Source organism: Flectobacillus sp. BAB-3569, from assembly GCF_002270355.1.
GTDB classification, from domain to species: Bacteria; Bacteroidota; Bacteroidia; order Cytophagales; family Spirosomataceae; genus Flectobacillus; species Flectobacillus roseus.
In genome coordinates this window covers 340,891-355,573 of sequence record NZ_NJFZ01000005.1, presented here as the reverse complement: position 1 = coordinate 355,573, position 14,683 = coordinate 340,891, and the positions used below count along the sequence as shown (strand labels likewise).

The 14,683-nt window shown below is 36.8% G+C and carries 14 protein-coding genes and 1 tRNA gene; 6 read left to right on the top strand and 9 right to left on the bottom strand.

Annotated features, from left to right (window positions below):
- Window positions 1-78: 78 nt before the first annotated feature.
- Both BWI92_RS05225 and tgt read right to left on the bottom strand, forming a co-directional pair.
- Window positions 79-2,421 (bottom strand): SLBB domain-containing protein, encoded by a 2,343-nt coding sequence (locus BWI92_RS05225; RefSeq protein ID WP_095161063.1) that lies wholly within the window; start codon window positions 2,419-2,421, stop codon window positions 79-81.
- 403 nt (window positions 2,422-2,824) lie between these two features.
- Window positions 2,825-3,958, bottom strand: coding sequence for a tRNA guanosine(34) transglycosylase Tgt (tgt, locus tag BWI92_RS05220; protein ID WP_095161062.1), 1,134 nt, complete (start codon window positions 3,956-3,958; stop codon window positions 2,825-2,827).
- 226 nt (window positions 3,959-4,184) lie between these two features.
- Here tgt and BWI92_RS05215 point away from each other — a divergent pair, with 226 nt between their 5' ends.
- The 3 genes from BWI92_RS05215 (at window position 4,185) to BWI92_RS05205 (ending at window position 6,155) form a co-directional block, all read left to right on the top strand.
- Window positions 4,185-5,246, top strand: a complete 1,062-nt coding sequence (locus BWI92_RS05215; RefSeq protein ID WP_229362700.1) for a glycosyltransferase — start codon at window positions 4,185-4,187, stop codon at window positions 5,244-5,246.
- 36 nt (window positions 5,247-5,282) lie between these two features.
- On the top strand, window positions 5,283-5,915 hold the full coding sequence (gene rsmG / locus BWI92_RS05210) for a 16S rRNA (guanine(527)-N(7))-methyltransferase RsmG (protein ID WP_095161060.1): 633 nt from the start codon (window positions 5,283-5,285) through the stop codon (window positions 5,913-5,915).
- 166 nt (window positions 5,916-6,081) lie between these two features.
- A tRNA-Asn gene (locus BWI92_RS05205) sits at window positions 6,082-6,155 on the top strand.
- A gap of 61 nt (window positions 6,156-6,216) precedes the next feature.
- Here BWI92_RS05205 and BWI92_RS05200 read toward each other — a convergent pair.
- A complete protein-coding gene (locus tag BWI92_RS05200; RefSeq protein WP_095161059.1) occupies window positions 6,217-6,618 on the bottom strand; it encodes a hypothetical protein in 402 nt (133 codons plus the stop codon).
- A gap of 3 nt (window positions 6,619-6,621) precedes the next feature.
- Window positions 6,622-8,970 carry a tetratricopeptide repeat protein gene (locus BWI92_RS05195; RefSeq protein WP_095161058.1) on the bottom strand — a complete coding sequence of 783 codons (2,349 nt, stop codon included), beginning with the start codon at window positions 8,968-8,970 and terminating at the stop codon, window positions 6,622-6,624.
- A 206-nt stretch (window positions 8,971-9,176) separates the two neighbouring features.
- On the opposite strand from BWI92_RS05195, the gene BWI92_RS05190 reads away from it, so the two are divergent.
- Both BWI92_RS05190 and BWI92_RS05185 read left to right on the top strand, forming a co-directional pair.
- A complete protein-coding gene (locus BWI92_RS05190; protein WP_095161057.1) occupies window positions 9,177-10,289 on the top strand; it encodes an ATP/GTP-binding protein in 1,113 nt (370 codons plus the stop codon).
- On the top strand, window positions 10,282-11,010 hold the full coding sequence (locus BWI92_RS05185; protein WP_095161056.1) for a hypothetical protein: 729 nt from the start codon (window positions 10,282-10,284) through the stop codon (window positions 11,008-11,010). Before BWI92_RS05190 ends, BWI92_RS05185 begins: the two co-directional genes overlap by 8 nt.
- 8 nt (window positions 11,011-11,018) lie before the next feature.
- Here BWI92_RS05185 and pnuC read toward each other — a convergent pair whose 3' ends face one another.
- The 4 genes from pnuC to BWI92_RS05165 all read right to left on the bottom strand — a co-directional run bounded on the left by pnuC (window position 11,019) and on the right by BWI92_RS05165 (window position 13,463).
- Complete coding sequence (gene pnuC, locus BWI92_RS05180; protein WP_095161055.1) at window positions 11,019-11,603, bottom strand: nicotinamide riboside transporter PnuC; 585 nt, start codon at window positions 11,601-11,603, stop codon at window positions 11,019-11,021.
- Window positions 11,604-11,757: 154 nt separating this feature from the next.
- Window positions 11,758-12,426 carry an endonuclease III gene (gene nth / locus BWI92_RS05175; protein WP_095161054.1) on the bottom strand — a complete coding sequence of 223 codons (669 nt, stop codon included), beginning with the start codon at window positions 12,424-12,426 and terminating at the stop codon, window positions 11,758-11,760.
- 217 nt (window positions 12,427-12,643) lie between these two features.
- Window positions 12,644-12,886 carry a hypothetical protein gene (locus tag BWI92_RS05170; RefSeq protein WP_095161053.1) on the bottom strand — a complete coding sequence of 81 codons (243 nt, stop codon included), beginning with the start codon at window positions 12,884-12,886 and terminating at the stop codon, window positions 12,644-12,646.
- Window positions 12,861-13,463, bottom strand: a complete 603-nt coding sequence (locus BWI92_RS05165) for an RNA polymerase sigma factor (protein ID WP_095161052.1) — start codon at window positions 13,461-13,463, stop codon at window positions 12,861-12,863. Before BWI92_RS05165 ends, BWI92_RS05170 begins: the two co-directional genes overlap by 26 nt.
- A gap of 412 nt (window positions 13,464-13,875) precedes the next feature.
- On the opposite strand from BWI92_RS05165, the gene BWI92_RS27230 reads away from it, so the two are divergent.
- Window positions 13,876-14,019, top strand: coding sequence for a hypothetical protein (locus BWI92_RS27230; protein ID WP_176464356.1), 144 nt, complete (start codon window positions 13,876-13,878; stop codon window positions 14,017-14,019).
- Window positions 14,020-14,230: 211 nt separating this feature from the next.
- Here BWI92_RS27230 and BWI92_RS05160 read toward each other — a convergent pair whose 3' ends face one another.
- Window positions 14,231-14,644 carry a hypothetical protein gene (locus BWI92_RS05160; RefSeq protein WP_095161051.1) on the bottom strand — a complete coding sequence of 138 codons (414 nt, stop codon included), beginning with the start codon at window positions 14,642-14,644 and terminating at the stop codon, window positions 14,231-14,233.
- Between the last annotated feature and the right edge of the window lie 39 nt (window positions 14,645-14,683).

Below are 14,683 nucleotides of genomic sequence, written 5' to 3'. Positions count from 1 at the left end.
GATGATTTTTAGGCATTATGCTTTGCACTATTTGGTAGAATACCTTGCTGAAGGCTGATAGCCTATAGCCAATAACTCCTACTTTATGGCATTTGTGATACTAATAATCACATACACCAAAGAACTAATTCCGCTCATGATAGCGATGCGCTCGCCTACACTGAGTTTAGATTGGGTTTCTTTGTCTTGTTCGGGTACCACTACTTCCGACCCTGGCAATACTTTAGGGTATTTTCTGAAAAACAAAAAATGATTGGTTTTATCAGACATCCCATTGGCATATTTCACATAAATGCGATTTCGTTGCGCCAAAGGACTAAGTCCGCCCGCTTGTGACAAATAGGTCTGTAAGCTTTGTCCTTCTCGGTAAGCCACTGCAACTGGATTGAGCAAACCACCAGTTAATTTGACTGTTTCAACCAACCGTGGAATCGTAATTTTATCGCCTGCCAACAATAACAAATTTTCAGATTGCTGTGGATTTGCCAAAATCAAGGATAAATCAATCGCCACCACTGACGAATCTCGCTGAAAAACGGCACCTTGTGGATATGCTCCTTTTTTGAGCCCACCTGCCAATTGAACCAAATCACTAATTCGCTGTGCCTTGTCTTTGATAGTGTACGAACCAGGATACGCCACTTCTCCATCAATATAGACCGATTTTTGGGCTTCATAATTAGGAGCAGTTCGAATATAGACTTTATCGAAAGGCATCAGAGCCATAGAGGCTTCTTTAGACTCAAGACTTAGGTTTTTATCTAAATCAAAAAATAAAATCTCAACACTGTGGTCGTTGTCTGCTGAATATTGCTCTGTTTTGACCCTTCTCGACAATTCCACTTTCGAAGCACTGGCCCCTTCGGTAAATCCTTTGGCTTGTAAAATCAAATCGCCCAGAGTCATGCCGTCGATATATTCATAAGTTCCCGCTTGATTGACTTCTCCTTCGATTTTCACTACACGTTTTTCCTGTAAATCATGTGAAGAATAAACTGTCAGAAAATCTTCTCGCTTCAAAGGAATATCTGGGTTTTCTCCACTCAGGATTTTCCCTAAATCAAGATTCACTAGCTCATATTGGTCGTTACTTTTCAAACGACGCAGACTTGCACGATTCGTAAATGCCTCTGGTTTGAGTCCTTCGGCTATTTGGAGTAATTCTTTTACAGTAGAAGTCCCTTTTTCGATGGCATATTCACCCGGACGAAAGACAGCTCCTGCGATTTTTACTCGATTTTCAAAACGCTCTAAAATCGTCCCAATGTTATATTTGTCGCCACTTTTAGGAATAAAACTCGCTACTTCTTCTTGGGCAACATTAATGAGTTTTAATTCTTTTGCGGTATTACGTTTGAGCTGAATCGAATAGGTATAAGCTTTATCTGTAAAACCACCTGCAAAGCGTAAAACATCTTGAAGTGTCTCTGTTTTTTCTACTTCAAAAATCATCGGACGCTTCACTTCTCCTTGTAACTCAACTCTTGTAGTATAATCTCCAATTCGGATAACATCTTGATCTTGCAAACGCACATTATCCTTTTGGTCGGCACGAAGCAGGAAATCATATAAGTCTAATATGCGATAAACCTTGTTGTTACGGATCAAACGGATATTTCGAAAAGAACCATTTTCTGAGGGTCCACCCGCCGCATACAAGGCATTGAATATCGTTGCCAATGACGAAACGGTATAAGTGCCTGGGCGGCTAACTTCGCCCGTAAGTGTTACCTTAATACTTCGAACATTACCCAAAGTCACTTGTGCCGACACGCCACTTCCTGCCACGTTGAGCCCTTGGTATAACTGTCGCAAACGCGAAACGATGCGTTGCGAGGCACTTTCTACACTGAGTCCATTGACATAAATCGGGCTTAGATTTAGTATTTTGACAGTTCCTTCTGGACTTACTTTTACATGAAAGTTATCTAAAGCAGCCCCATAAATATCCACAATCAGCTCGTCTTCGGGACCTAATTGATAATTTTGAGGCGTGGCAATACGTAGGTTAGGCTCAAAACTTAACCCTTCTTTGGTAAAAAGAGCTTTGCCAAAAACAGCTGAAGCAATATTGGATGACTGAGGTTCGGAAAGTTGTCCTAATTGAGTTCTGGAAGTGTTTTCGGGAGGAGTGACGTTGGTCAAAACCTTATTTTGTTCGGTTCTAACTTTTTCGACTCTTTCTTTAATCCTAGCTATTTCGGCAGGACTATATCCCTGTTGTTGCGCTACTTTTTCGATTTGACTAATAGACAAACCACTAGTTTGCGCTTTTTGGATAAAGAGCTGAATTTGTTCGTCTGAGACCGTTTCTACAGATTTTTTTGGGAAAAACCATTGATAGAAATTGAAAAGCAGATCAAGATTATAGGTGTACAAAGCAACAAACTTCGGCGACTGATGGAAAAATAACCTCGCCAAAAAGCCGTAGCTATTGGTAGAAAAACTTGTAAGGTTCGCATTTACTACAAAATAACGGATATGAGGTTAACATATAGTTCTATCCTTACAAATGTAAAAATATCCCTTGAAATTCATAAAGTTTACGACTGATTTTTATAGGATAATTTGGTAATTTGAAAATGTGATGATTTGAAAATTTGAAGATATTGGTTAGTGCAATTATGATACATTGAAGTGAAGAATACTCATTAACACCAAAAAAGCGGTCGAAATTAGTTTTTCGACCGCTTTTTTGATACTATATTTCAGAATGATATTTACTGATGGAGTTTCTATTAAAATAATCACTAAACCACTCAATCACCATTCACTCAATAGAAATTAAAAAAACTCAGCACTCCCAACTCAAAACTCTACACTCCTAAAGTCTTTGCATCAATTTTACAACCATTTGGTCTTTCCATGCACGGAAAGTTCCTGCTAAGATATGCTCACGTGCTTGACCAACTAACCATAAATAGAACGTCAGGTTATGAACACTGGCAATCATGGCGCCCAAAATTTCTTCTGCTTTTACCAAATGACGCAAATACGCTTTTGTGTAAGCGTTACTCACATAGCTATCCAAACCAGCATCAATCGGAGAATAGTCATCCTTCCATTTCTCGTTCTTGATATTGATAATACCTTCTGTTGTAAACAACATACCGTTACGAGCATTACGAGTAGGCATCACACAGTCGAACATATCGATACCCAAGCCAATCCCTTCCAAGATATTGGCAGGCGTACCTACACCCATCAAATAACGAGGTTTATCTTTTGGTAAAATATCTGTTACGATGTCGGTTGTTTCGTACATCATTTCGGCAGGTTCTCCTACCGACAAGCCTCCAATGGCATTACCTTCACGCTCAAAACTAGCGATTACCTCGGCAGATTTTACACGTAAATCTTTGTATACACTACCTTGAACAATAGGGAAAAGCGTTTGGCTGTAACCGTATTTTGGTTCGGTAGCATCAAAATGGTCACAACAACGTTTGAGCCAACGATGGGTCATTTCCATCGACTCACGTGCATACGTGTAATCGCATGGGTATGGCGTACATTCGTCAAATGCCATGATGATATCGGCACCGATACTTCGCTGAATATCCATCACACGCTCAGGCGTGAAATGATGAATTGAGCCATCAATATGTGATTTGAAAGTAACCCCTTCTTCCTTGATTTTGCGACCAGTACCCGCCAATGAATATACCTGATACCCACCTGAGTCCGTCAAAATTGGTCTATCCCAACCATTAAATTTATGCAAACCTCCTGCGCGTTCTAGTACATCTAAACCTGGACGTAGGTACAAATGGTAGGTATTTCCCAAAATAATCTGGGCTTTAATATCTTCTTTTAATTCACGTTGATGAACAGCCTTTACTGAGCCTGCTGTACCCACAGGCATAAAGATAGGCGTTTGGATATCTCCGTGGTCGGTATGAATCACCCCTGCTCTAGCCTTGCTGTTGGGGTCGGTGCTATGTATGTCAAAAGTCATATTTTCGTACTAAAATAAAATGAACTCTATCTTACAAGTAGGTCATAATTAAGCAACTCTACTTTTTCGAAAAGCCTGCAAAGTTACCAAAATCTACGCACTTATCAGCATTGCAGTGATAAGGATTCACTATCTTTGCGTTTTAAAACTTAATAGTCAGTTCGCTTTGGTTCCTTTTTTACTCATTTTGTTCCTATTATCCCTTGGGATTCAACTGTATTTTATATTGAATGTTTTCAATAAAATCAATCAATATGAAGCACCTATCAGCGATTTGGTGGCATTGCCTCCTGTATCGGTGATTGTATGTAGTTGGAACGAAATCCGTAATCTCGAAGAGCTATTACCTGTGCTCGATACACAAGAGTATCCCAAATTTGAAATTATCGTCGTAGATGACCGCTCGTATGATGGCACTTACGATTTTTTACTGACCGAAGCGCATAATTTCAAGCATCTCCGTTTTATCCGAATAGAAGAAACACCAGAGCATTTATCTCCCAAAAAATATGCATTGACTTTGGGGATAAAATCAGCTAAGTACGATGTAATTCTACTGACCGATGCCGATTGTCGCCCTCAGTCGAGCACTTGGATTCAATCAATGGCTTCATGCTTAACCAAAGGCAAAGAAATTGTTTTAGGTTTTTCACCCTATTTTCCAGAAAAAACTACGCTGAATAAGTTTATTCGCTACGAAACCCTTTTGACGGCGGTTCAGTATTTTGGATTGGCGCTATACGGAATGCCTTATATGGGCGTAGGACGCAATTTGATGTATCGTAAATCTCTATTTTTCAAAAACAGAGGATTTGCTAAACATACCAATATCTTGGGTGGTGACGATGATCTCTTCATGAATGACGTAGCCAACGAGCAGAATACCGCTATTTGTTTAGACGAAGCCTCATTTATGTATTCTATTCCAAAACATAGCTGGCAAGATTGGTACCGCCAAAAGACTCGACATATTTCGGTAAGTAAGCATTACAAAACCAATCATAAACTTACGCTCGGGATAATAGCGAGCTCTCAGATATTATTTTGGTTAAGTTTTATCATATTAATACCTTTGGTAGTATTTAGTCAGCTAGTATATTGTGTATTAGGATTTTGGCTGCTTCGATTGATTGTTCAATGGGTAGTTTTAGGTAAAATCAATACACGTCTCGACCGAACCATATCTTCATACAGTATTCCCTATTGGGATTTTTTAATGACAGTTTACTATGTAGTGATGGGCGTGGTCAATACCCTGCCTAAGCGCAAGAAAATGCGTTGGCGTTAGTCTATCCTACCAATTTATTTATCCATATTTTCGATTATGAACGATTCAAAACTAATAGAAAAATACTTTCCACAGCTCACCGAAAAGCAAAAAGCACAGTTTGCTCAATTGGGCGAATTATATCGTGAGTGGAACGAAAAAATTAATGTGGTATCTCGCCAAGATATTGAGAATATCTACGAAAAACATATTCTTCACTCATTGGGTATTGCCAAGGTTGTCAACTTCAAAGATTTCTCAGAAATTTTGGACGTAGGTACAGGCGGTGGATTCCCGGGCATTCCTTTGGCGATTATGTTTCCGCATTGCCAATTTCATTTGATTGACAGCATAGGCAAGAAGATTAAAGTCGTAACAGAAGTAGCAAACGCCCTAGGTTTGGAAAACGTACGTGCCGAACAAATCCGTGCTGAGCAAGTAGATGGCGAATACGATTTTATCGTGAGTCGTGCCGTAACACGTATTACTCCATTTTACGGATGGGTAAAAGGCAAAGTGAACATCAACTGCTACAATAAGCTCAAAAACGGGATTTTGTATTTGAAAGGTGGCGATTTGGGTGAAGAATTAAAAGAATTAGGAAAAAAAACGAAGACATTCGAACTACACGAATACTTCACAGAAGAGTTTTTCGAGACCAAAAAGGTCATTCACGTTCCGATGGTATAAAAATTTAAAAAAAAGTTTACAAGATAAGTTTTTGAAAATCAGGGAATAATACAAAAGTGTGCGTTTTTTTGTAATTTTTTTGCTTAAAACACTTGCATAGTAACAAAAAAGCGCATAATTTTGCATCACAATTCAGGAACAAAGAAACACAAAATTGTAAAGAGATTCCTTCTTAGCTCAGTCGGTTAGAGCACATGACTGTTAATCATGGGGTCCCTGGTTCGAGCCCAGGAGAGGGAGCTAAAAGCCTTAAGTCGAAAGATTTAAGGCTTTTTTGTTTTAAACCATTTTCTATGGTTAACTATTTACCAATGTTGATGTTCGAATTACTGATTCCTTGAAAACTATAGTTACCATCACCTGTTACCGTCATAGTATTGGTTTGGGTGCTGGTATTGCCTGTTTTTGATGCTATTACCTTTACCATTTCTAATAGAAATTGTTCTGCTGCTGGGTTATCTTCTATTTCTGAAACAATAGCCACTTTTACAGCCTCCTGTTTAGTCGCACTATCAGGATTTTCTTTGAGTTTCTGAATAATTTTCTCCTCCGTACCATCTTCTTTTAAAAAAATAGGACGTATCCAATTGACAGTAGCCTCTGTAAAATCATCTAAAAAGCTTTTTACTGATTGATTTTCTTTTAATTTTCCTGCCAAGTACGTGACAACACTGGCAATAGCTGTGGTGGTGATGGGTTCCATGATTTATGATTTTAGAAAGTTGAATAATTTACCTAAAAAATTACTTGGCTTTTGTTTACTTTTTTGAACAACATAATCTAAATTACTTTTAATGGTTGTTGTATTAGGATGATGTTCTCCTAGATGATTGTAAAAGACTTGATAAGCTTTTTCTAACAAAGTAATGGCTTTTTCATATTCGCCTAAATCTTTAAGGACGATTGCCAAATTAGAGTAACGAACTGCCGTGGTGGGATGCTCTTCACCAAAGTTTTTCTCATCTGAAATCAAAGCTTTTTGTAGTAATATTTTGGCTTTTTCATATTCGCCTAAAGCTTGAAGGACGGTTGCCAAATTAGAGTAAAAACTTGCCGTGGAGGGATGCTCTTCACCAAAGTTTTTCTCTGCTGAAATCAAAGCTTTTTGTAGTAATATTTTGGCTTTTTCATATTCGCCTAAATCTTTAAGGACTAATGCCAAATTAGAGTAAGTTCTTGCCGTGGAGGGATGCTCTTCACCAAAGTTTTTCTCATCTGAAATCAAAGCTCTTTGTAGTAATATTTTGGCTTTTTCATATTCGCCTAAATCTTGAAGGACTAATGCCAAATTAGAGTAAGTTCTTGCCGTGTTTGGATGCTCTTCACCAAAGTTTTTCTCATCAGAAATCAAAGCTTTTTGTAGTAATATTTTGGCTTTTTCATATTCGCCTAAATCTTTAAGGACTAATGCCAAATTAGAGTAAGTGCTTGCCGTGTTCGGATGCTCTTCACCAAAGTTTTTCTCATCTGAAATCAAAGCTTTTTGTAGTAATATTTTGGCTTTTTCATATTCGCCTAAAGCTTTAAGGACTAATGCCAAATTAGAGTAACTAACTGCCGTGGTGGGATGCTCTTCACCAAAGTTTTTCTCTGCTGAAATCAAAGCTTTTTGTAGTAATATTTTGGCTTTTTCATATTCGCCTAAATCTTTAAGGACGGTTGCCAAATTAGAGTAACGAACTGCCGTGGTGGGATGCTCTTCACCAAAGTTTTTCTCTGCTGAAATCAAAGCTTTTTGTAGTAATATTTTGGCTTTTTCATATTCGCCTAAATCTTTAAGGACGGTTGCCAAATTATTTTGTAGTAGTGAAACTTTAGGTAAAAGTTCTTTTCCAAAAATATTGTCCAATGCCTTACCAAATTCAACCCATTGAAACTTATCAACTGGATTATCTTTGGTTTGGTCTATTGCTAATTTATTGGTTACATTATCCAGTAATACTTCAACATCATTTATCCCAACTTCCAATTTCCTACGGCTTACTTCTGCTATGATGGTGTGCATTTTGTAGCTATCGGCTTCGGGGTTTTTCAATAGCCAGCCTTTGGCTACTAAGCTTTCGATACTTTCGGGTAAAAGCTCCGCTTGCTCGCTTTCGGGCGTACAAATCAGTTCTTTAATCAAATCATACGTATGAAAATCAGGAGGTAAGCAAGCCATTTGTTTGAGTAGCCAAGCTTCTGTATCCGTTACATTACTCAAATCAAAAATAGAAGAAAGATAAGAATACACTTTGTCTATTTTATCATTATTATGTTTGATATAAACCCCTGCTCTGATGTCTTTCTCAATCGCATTTTGTAAAGTGTCTATGTCCAGACGCTGTAATTGGGCTGTTTTGGCTAAAATCTCAATCGTTAACGTATGGTAATCAATGGTATGTAAAAGCGTTTCAATGGCTTTAACATCCGTAATCCTTGTGCAATGCTTTTGAAAGAGCAAAAGGGCTTTGTCTGGTTCGAGAAAACCAAGTTCTTTGCTTTCAAAGCCTTCAATGTGTTCACGAGAAGTAACCAATATATGCCAATGGGGTTGCCGAGGGAGTCTATCATAATAGCTGCTCAAAGTAGCATCAGCATTATCGAGGATAAGTAAATTGGGTTTGGCTTCAAGAGATTTTAAATCATGTAATAATTCATGAAAAATATCCGTCACTTCTTTACCTTCGGTTGTAATCCCAAAGGTTTTGTCTAATAGCACCGCATTGATAAAATCACTTTCCAAAGAAGTACCGCCCACCGTTATCCATGCCAAATGTTGGTATTGTTCGGCGTATTTTGTCAGGTAGGCTTGGCTCAAAGTCGTTTTGCCAATACCACCCAAGCCATTCACCAATACCACTTGCTTATGTTCAAAAAGTGATTGATGTAGCTCGGCTATTTCTTCTTCACGTCCAATAATATCCTCCAAATTAACGGTAGGCATCTGTATCGTTAATTCTTTAGGTAGTTTGGGTTTGGTGTGATGATGATGGACGCTATTATGTATGGTGGAATTTGTGATTCCTTGGAATGTATTATTGTGTTCTCCCTGAATATTAGCAGAATTTTCCATGAGCTAGAATAGTAGTATGTATGAGCTGTAAATGGTATTTCATGATATTAAATTTAACCTTTGGAAAAACCTAAACAAAATATATATCTAGGAAACTATATAAGGAAGGAGATAATTTATTAAATGGATGAGAATCACTTTGCCGTAATTTTTTTACGGTAAAACCAAATGCTTCATTACCTTTGTGTAAATCAACCCTCTTTACTATGCTTACCAAATTTTCGGTTTCCAACTTTAAAGGCTTTAATCAGGACTTTGTATTTGATTTTTCAGATACAAATGGCTATGAGTTTAATAAATCCTGTGTCAAAAATGGTATTGTGAACAATGCGCTTATTTACGGACATAACGGAGTGGGTAAATCAAACCTAGGCTTTGCTATTTTTGATATTATTGGACATTTGACCGATAAAAAAACAAGTGACTTAGAGTATGCCGTTTATCTCAATGCTCTCAATCCCACGGATTATGCTACTTTTAGGTTTGAGTTTTTGATTGAAGGGCATAAGATTGTATATGAATATCGTAAAAAGACGCATAGAGAAATCTTGTCGGAATATTTCGAGATTAACGGAAAGATACTGGCTGTGATTGATAGAAACATTTCTAATGAGGCTACTTTTTACTTTGAAGGTGCTGAAAGTCTTCGCAATACGGTAGAAAATGTAGAATTATCTATATTAAAATATGTCAAGAATAACTCTGTGTTAGAGCCCACAACCGAAAACCTAGCTTTTCTTTCTTTTTTTAAGTTTGTCGAGACGATGTTATTTTTTAGGTCGGTTCATGGCAATATGTATTTAGGATTAGAGGCAGACAAGATAGATTTGGCGGAGGATATCATTAAAAAAGGTAATGTCAAAGATTTTGAGCAGTTTCTCAACAAAGCAGGTATTGAATGTAATCTTACCGTTGAGAGAGAGTTTGATAAAGATATCCTTGCTTTTAATTTTGAAGGAAAAGTTTACCCGTTTTTTAAGGTAGCATCACATGGAACTAAAACCTTGATTTTATTCTATTTTTGGCTACAAAGAATACGTGAAAACGGAACAGTATCGTTTTTATTTGTCGATGAGTTTGATGCCTTCTACCATCATGAGCTTTCTGAGTTGATTATTGAAGAACTAAAAAAGACAGGAGTTCAGTTTATCTTAACTACACACAATACCTCTAATATTTCTAATGATTTGTTGCGACCAGATTGTTATTTCTTGATGTACAAACAATTTATTCGCTCTTTAGCCAAAAGTACCTCAAAAGAACTAAGAGAGGCTCATAATATCGAAAAAATGTATAAAGCTGGTTCGTTCAATGCCTAATGAAATACTATTTGTCTTTGAAGGAGAAAAGACAGAAAAACAAATTGTAGATAATCTGACCCAATATTTTATTTCTGAAAATTCAATTATACAATGTGCCTACTGCTCTGAGGTTTATCAATTGTATAAAGAACTTTCAGCAGACGAAGATTTGGACATGTTTATGATTTTGAAGGAAATACCTCGGAATAAAGAAATTCTTTCGAGGTATTCAAGAAATGACTTTGCGGAGATTTACTTGTTTTTTGATTATGACGGACATTCTACGCTAGCAAACGACTCTAAGTTAGAGTCAATGTTACGTTTTTTTAACGAAGAAACCTCTGTAGGAAAACTTTATATTAGTTATCCGATGGTGGAGGCGCTCAAACATATCCAAGATGAAGATGCTTTCAGGTATGTTAAAGTACTAGCCAAAAAAAATATCCATTATAAAAATATAGTGAGTCAAGAGTGTAAAAAGGAGTTTGTCCAGTTTACTTCCTACAATAGAGATATATGGATTATTTTAATCAAGACACACTTACAAAAACTGAATGACTTAATCAATGATGATTATATTTTTCCAAACACCCTTGTTTCTCAAGAAATGGTCTTTCAGCAACAACTGGAAAAATATATCAATGTAGATTCTACAGTTTCAGTTTTGAGTTCTTTCCCTATTTTTTTGCTTGATTACTATGGAGTTTTTCAACTCAAAATCCTATTAAAGTATGATTGAGAGAAATTTTATTTATCCATCCCCCTCCTCCAATCAAAATACCCTTTTATAGCCATGACGAGTAATAGCGCATACAAAATACTCGTTCCATGTAAGTCCTTGAAGTAGTACATGCCTATATACACCAAGTTGGCTACAATCCACAAAATCCAATTTTCCAGATATTTTTTGGCAATCATCCATGAAGCAATCAAACTAATGGCTGTCAAACTCGAATCTAAATAGGGTAAACTAGCATCAGTTTGGGCATGCAAATACCCTGACACACCCGTAAATGCAATACCTGCTGCCAGACAAATAATAATGTACTTTTTAGGCATTCTGCTTACTGGGAGCTCCGTCTTGTTAGCGCCTCCATAAAGCCATTGATACCAACCATAAACGCCCAGAATGATAAACACGATTTGTAACTCCATATCAGAATAGAGCTTGCTTTGGAAATAGACGACTCCATACACAGATGAGCTTACAATCGCCCAAAACCAACTCCAGATATTTTGTCGGATATTCAACCAGACATATATTAAGGAGGTCACAATACCAAAAACTTCTATCCAATTGGTTTGGACATAATCTGTAAGAAAATCAAACATGTTTTAACAAATGGGTTAAGCTTTCAATTGTGGATTGCTGATGTTGGATTTCGGAAGTATAATCTTCGATTTTTTGTAAAAGGTATTTTACTTTATTTCCGAAATTAGCAATCCCAAATCTGAAATTGTTGAAAATCAATTCGCAACTCATCCTTTACAGCTTAGGGCTATCCTTTCGTAAATGTGGAGGTTTGCTGAAGTACTTGCACAAATGCGTTAGCTTACACTCTTCACATTTGGGCGAGCGAGCAATACAGACATAGCGCCCATGCAAAATCAACCAATGGTGCGCTTTGGGAACTAAATCCTCAGGAATATGTTTGATGAGCTCTTTTTCTACTGCCAAAGGCGTTGTAGCAGTTTTGGCTACCAAGCCCAAACGATGTGATACTCTGAATACGTGCGTATCTACCGCCATGGCTGGTTGATTAAAAATCACCGAAACAATCACATTGGCTGTCTTACGCCCCACGCCTGGAAGGGTTTGAAGTTCTTCGATGGTACTAGGCACTTCTGAGCTGAAGTTATCAACAAGCTTTTGCCCTAAACCAATCAAATGCTTGGCTTTATTGTTAGGATAGGAAATCGAACGGATGTAATAAAATACCTCTTCGAAAGTGGCGCTGGCTAAGGACTCAGGCGTAGGAAAACGCTCGAACAAGGCAGGCGTCACCATATTGACTCTCTTATCGGTACATTGGGCGGATAATACTACAGCCACCAATAATTCAAAAGGAGTGGTATAATGTAATTCGGTTTCAGCTACAGGAAAATTGTGAAGGAAGTAATCTATCAGTAAACGATAACGTTCTTTTTTGAGCATAACAAAATCTGGATTAACGAGATTATACAGGAGACCTGTGTGACAAGTTCCAAAAATCAAAAATAAGGATAAATAGCCAGATTTTTTAGTTGCAGAGACACAATAAGATATAATCAGAAGTTGGTAGATAACTTCTAAAAAATAAAGCAAATAGAAAATTACTCAAGTCGATTGAAGACTTGAGTAAAACAAAAAAACATCAAACCTGAGCCTAAAACTAGGCGGAGGTTTGATGTTTTGAGTCAAAATTACGAGAATACGCTAATATGTTGTCGACCGTTCTAGAGGATGGTTCACGATAACTAGCATCTAAACCAATTTTAAGATCTACCAAATCCAAATAGAATTCAAGCATTTCGGTATCGTGTACCAATGCATCTTGGATTAGTAGGTTTTCTTCTTCTGAAGTTTCCTCATAAACGTAACGAATTACGTCATTCTGCGTAAAGGTTTGTATCATAGCTCGGAGAATTTTTACTCATCATTTTGCGTAGATTTATCAACGCATAACGCATTCTCCCCAATGCCGTATTGATACTAACGCCAGTGGCGTCGGCAATTTCTTGAAAACTCATATCTTCATAATGACGCATCACGAGTACTTCGCGTTGCGAATCAGGAAGACGTTTAATCAAATCTCTAAGATGATTGTGTGTTTCATTTTTGATTTGCATTTCCTCGATAGAGTCTTCTGCAAAATCAAGTGTATTGAATACACTACTACCATCTTCGAATACGATATTGGGATAGCGTTTTTCTCGACGGAAATTATCTATAGCCATGTTATGGGCAATTCTAAGTACCCATGGCAAAAATTTACCTTCATCGTTATACTTGCCAGAGCGAAGTACATCTACTGCTTTCACAAAAGTATCTTGCAATAAGTCTTCTGCTACGTAAGTATCTTTTACGATTAAATAAATTGTTGTATAAACTTTTGATTTGTATCTGCGAACAAGTGTTTCGAAGGCATGTTCGTCACCATTTTGAATATAGCGTGATACTAGCTCACTGTCGTTAACATGGATTCTTTCCATCTTGATAAATCTATTTGGTTAACGTAAAGCTTTATATCATATTGCTTCTCCTATATTGTTTTTTTAGTGACTACTCTAATTAAAAATGAAGTATGCTTGATTGGTTGATTCAAAGATAGTAGTTGTTATATTAATTCCAAAAAAATTACAAGCAATTTTAACTTTCGTTAACAAATATTAACAGCCTTTTCTTCGTTATAAGAGAATGTACTTACTCAAAATGACTGTTTATACCTAATAAATACCTAGTATTTTCCTGAAATCTCCAAATTTATTGTTAATCTACTTTATATACGGATAACAATATGATTTGGATGTTTACTGTCTTTGGTTTCAAAAATACTCAAAACTCAGGCAAATGCAAGGAATATGTACACAGAATTGATTAAATGGTCTCAAAGTGAGAGAAAATATGGGATTTAATACAATAAATAGACCAAACTTGAAAAATGCTATTGGTTATAAGTTGGTGCGCAAAATAGAATATAATTTTTGTGCTTTAGGCTTTCAGGTATCGGCTTTCGGCGGTGGGCTTTGGAAAAAAGCATGTCTTTAGTTATTAAAAACATGTTAAAACTCTTTGCCTAGTGCCTGTTGCCTAGTGCCTAAAGCTCACAACGCCCACTAACTTAAATGAATACTGTTGCTATTAAAACCAACTTTAGGTGTAAATAAATGATCTTGGGGCTGGATAAGACTCAGTGAAGAGTAATAAAAAAAGAACTGCTTTTTGTGAAGCAGTTCTCTTAAATGTACTAAAAGGAAAATTATCTACGACGTCTTTTCGCTTTACCTGATTTGCTATTACGAACACGCTCTTCTAATTCTGCGATTACTTTAGATGAATTTTCTTTGTTTGATTCGTAAGTTTCATTCAATGACTTGTAAGAAGCTTGAATCTTGTTATAGTCGTCCAACAAACGATTATATTTAATAGTAAGTGTTTCGAAAGTATCCTTACTATCTTCTTGGCATTTCATGTAGTCTTCATTCTTTTTCTTGAACTGACTTTCAAGACTAAAACGGAAGCTACTTAGTTCAGCGTTTTCTTGACGCTCCTTCAAAATTTGACTTTCAAGTCTTCTTACTTGATCTTGATACTCAGCAACTTTCTTGCTATCTGTACAACTTGACAATAAAAATGCTAATAAAGCAACAAATAAAGATAGATTTCTCTTCATGGGTATAATGGGATTAATTGGTCGATTTGATTGACTAAA

Coding starts and splice junctions, on each gene's coding strand:
- tgt (WP_095161062.1), bottom strand. CDS start 3,958: ATGACTTTTGACATACATAGCACCGACCCCAACAGCAAGGCTAGAGCA.
- rsmG (WP_095161060.1), top strand. CDS start 5,283: ATGAACGATTCAAAACTAATAGAAAAATACTTTCCACAGCTCACCGAA.
- BWI92_RS05200 (WP_095161059.1), bottom strand. CDS start 6,618: ATGGAACCCATCACCACCACAGCTATTGCCAGTGTTGTCACGTACTTG.
- BWI92_RS05195 (WP_095161058.1), bottom strand. CDS start 8,970: ATGGAAAATTCTGCTAATATTCAGGGAGAACACAATAATACATTCCAA.
- BWI92_RS05190 (WP_095161057.1), top strand. CDS start 9,177: ATGCTTACCAAATTTTCGGTTTCCAACTTTAAAGGCTTTAATCAGGAC.
- BWI92_RS05185 (WP_095161056.1), top strand. CDS start 10,282: ATGCCTAATGAAATACTATTTGTCTTTGAAGGAGAAAAGACAGAAAAA.
- pnuC (WP_095161055.1), bottom strand. CDS start 11,603: ATGTTTGATTTTCTTACAGATTATGTCCAAACCAATTGGATAGAAGTT.
- nth (WP_095161054.1), bottom strand. CDS start 12,426: ATGCTCAAAAAAGAACGTTATCGTTTACTGATAGATTACTTCCTTCAC.
- BWI92_RS05170 (WP_095161053.1), bottom strand. CDS start 12,886: ATGATACAAACCTTTACGCAGAATGACGTAATTCGTTACGTTTATGAG.
- BWI92_RS05165 (WP_095161052.1), bottom strand. CDS start 13,463: ATGGAAAGAATCCATGTTAACGACAGTGAGCTAGTATCACGCTATATT.
- BWI92_RS27230 (WP_176464356.1), top strand. CDS start 13,876: ATGGGATTTAATACAATAAATAGACCAAACTTGAAAAATGCTATTGGT.
- BWI92_RS05160 (WP_095161051.1), bottom strand. CDS start 14,644: ATGAAGAGAAATCTATCTTTATTTGTTGCTTTATTAGCATTTTTATTG.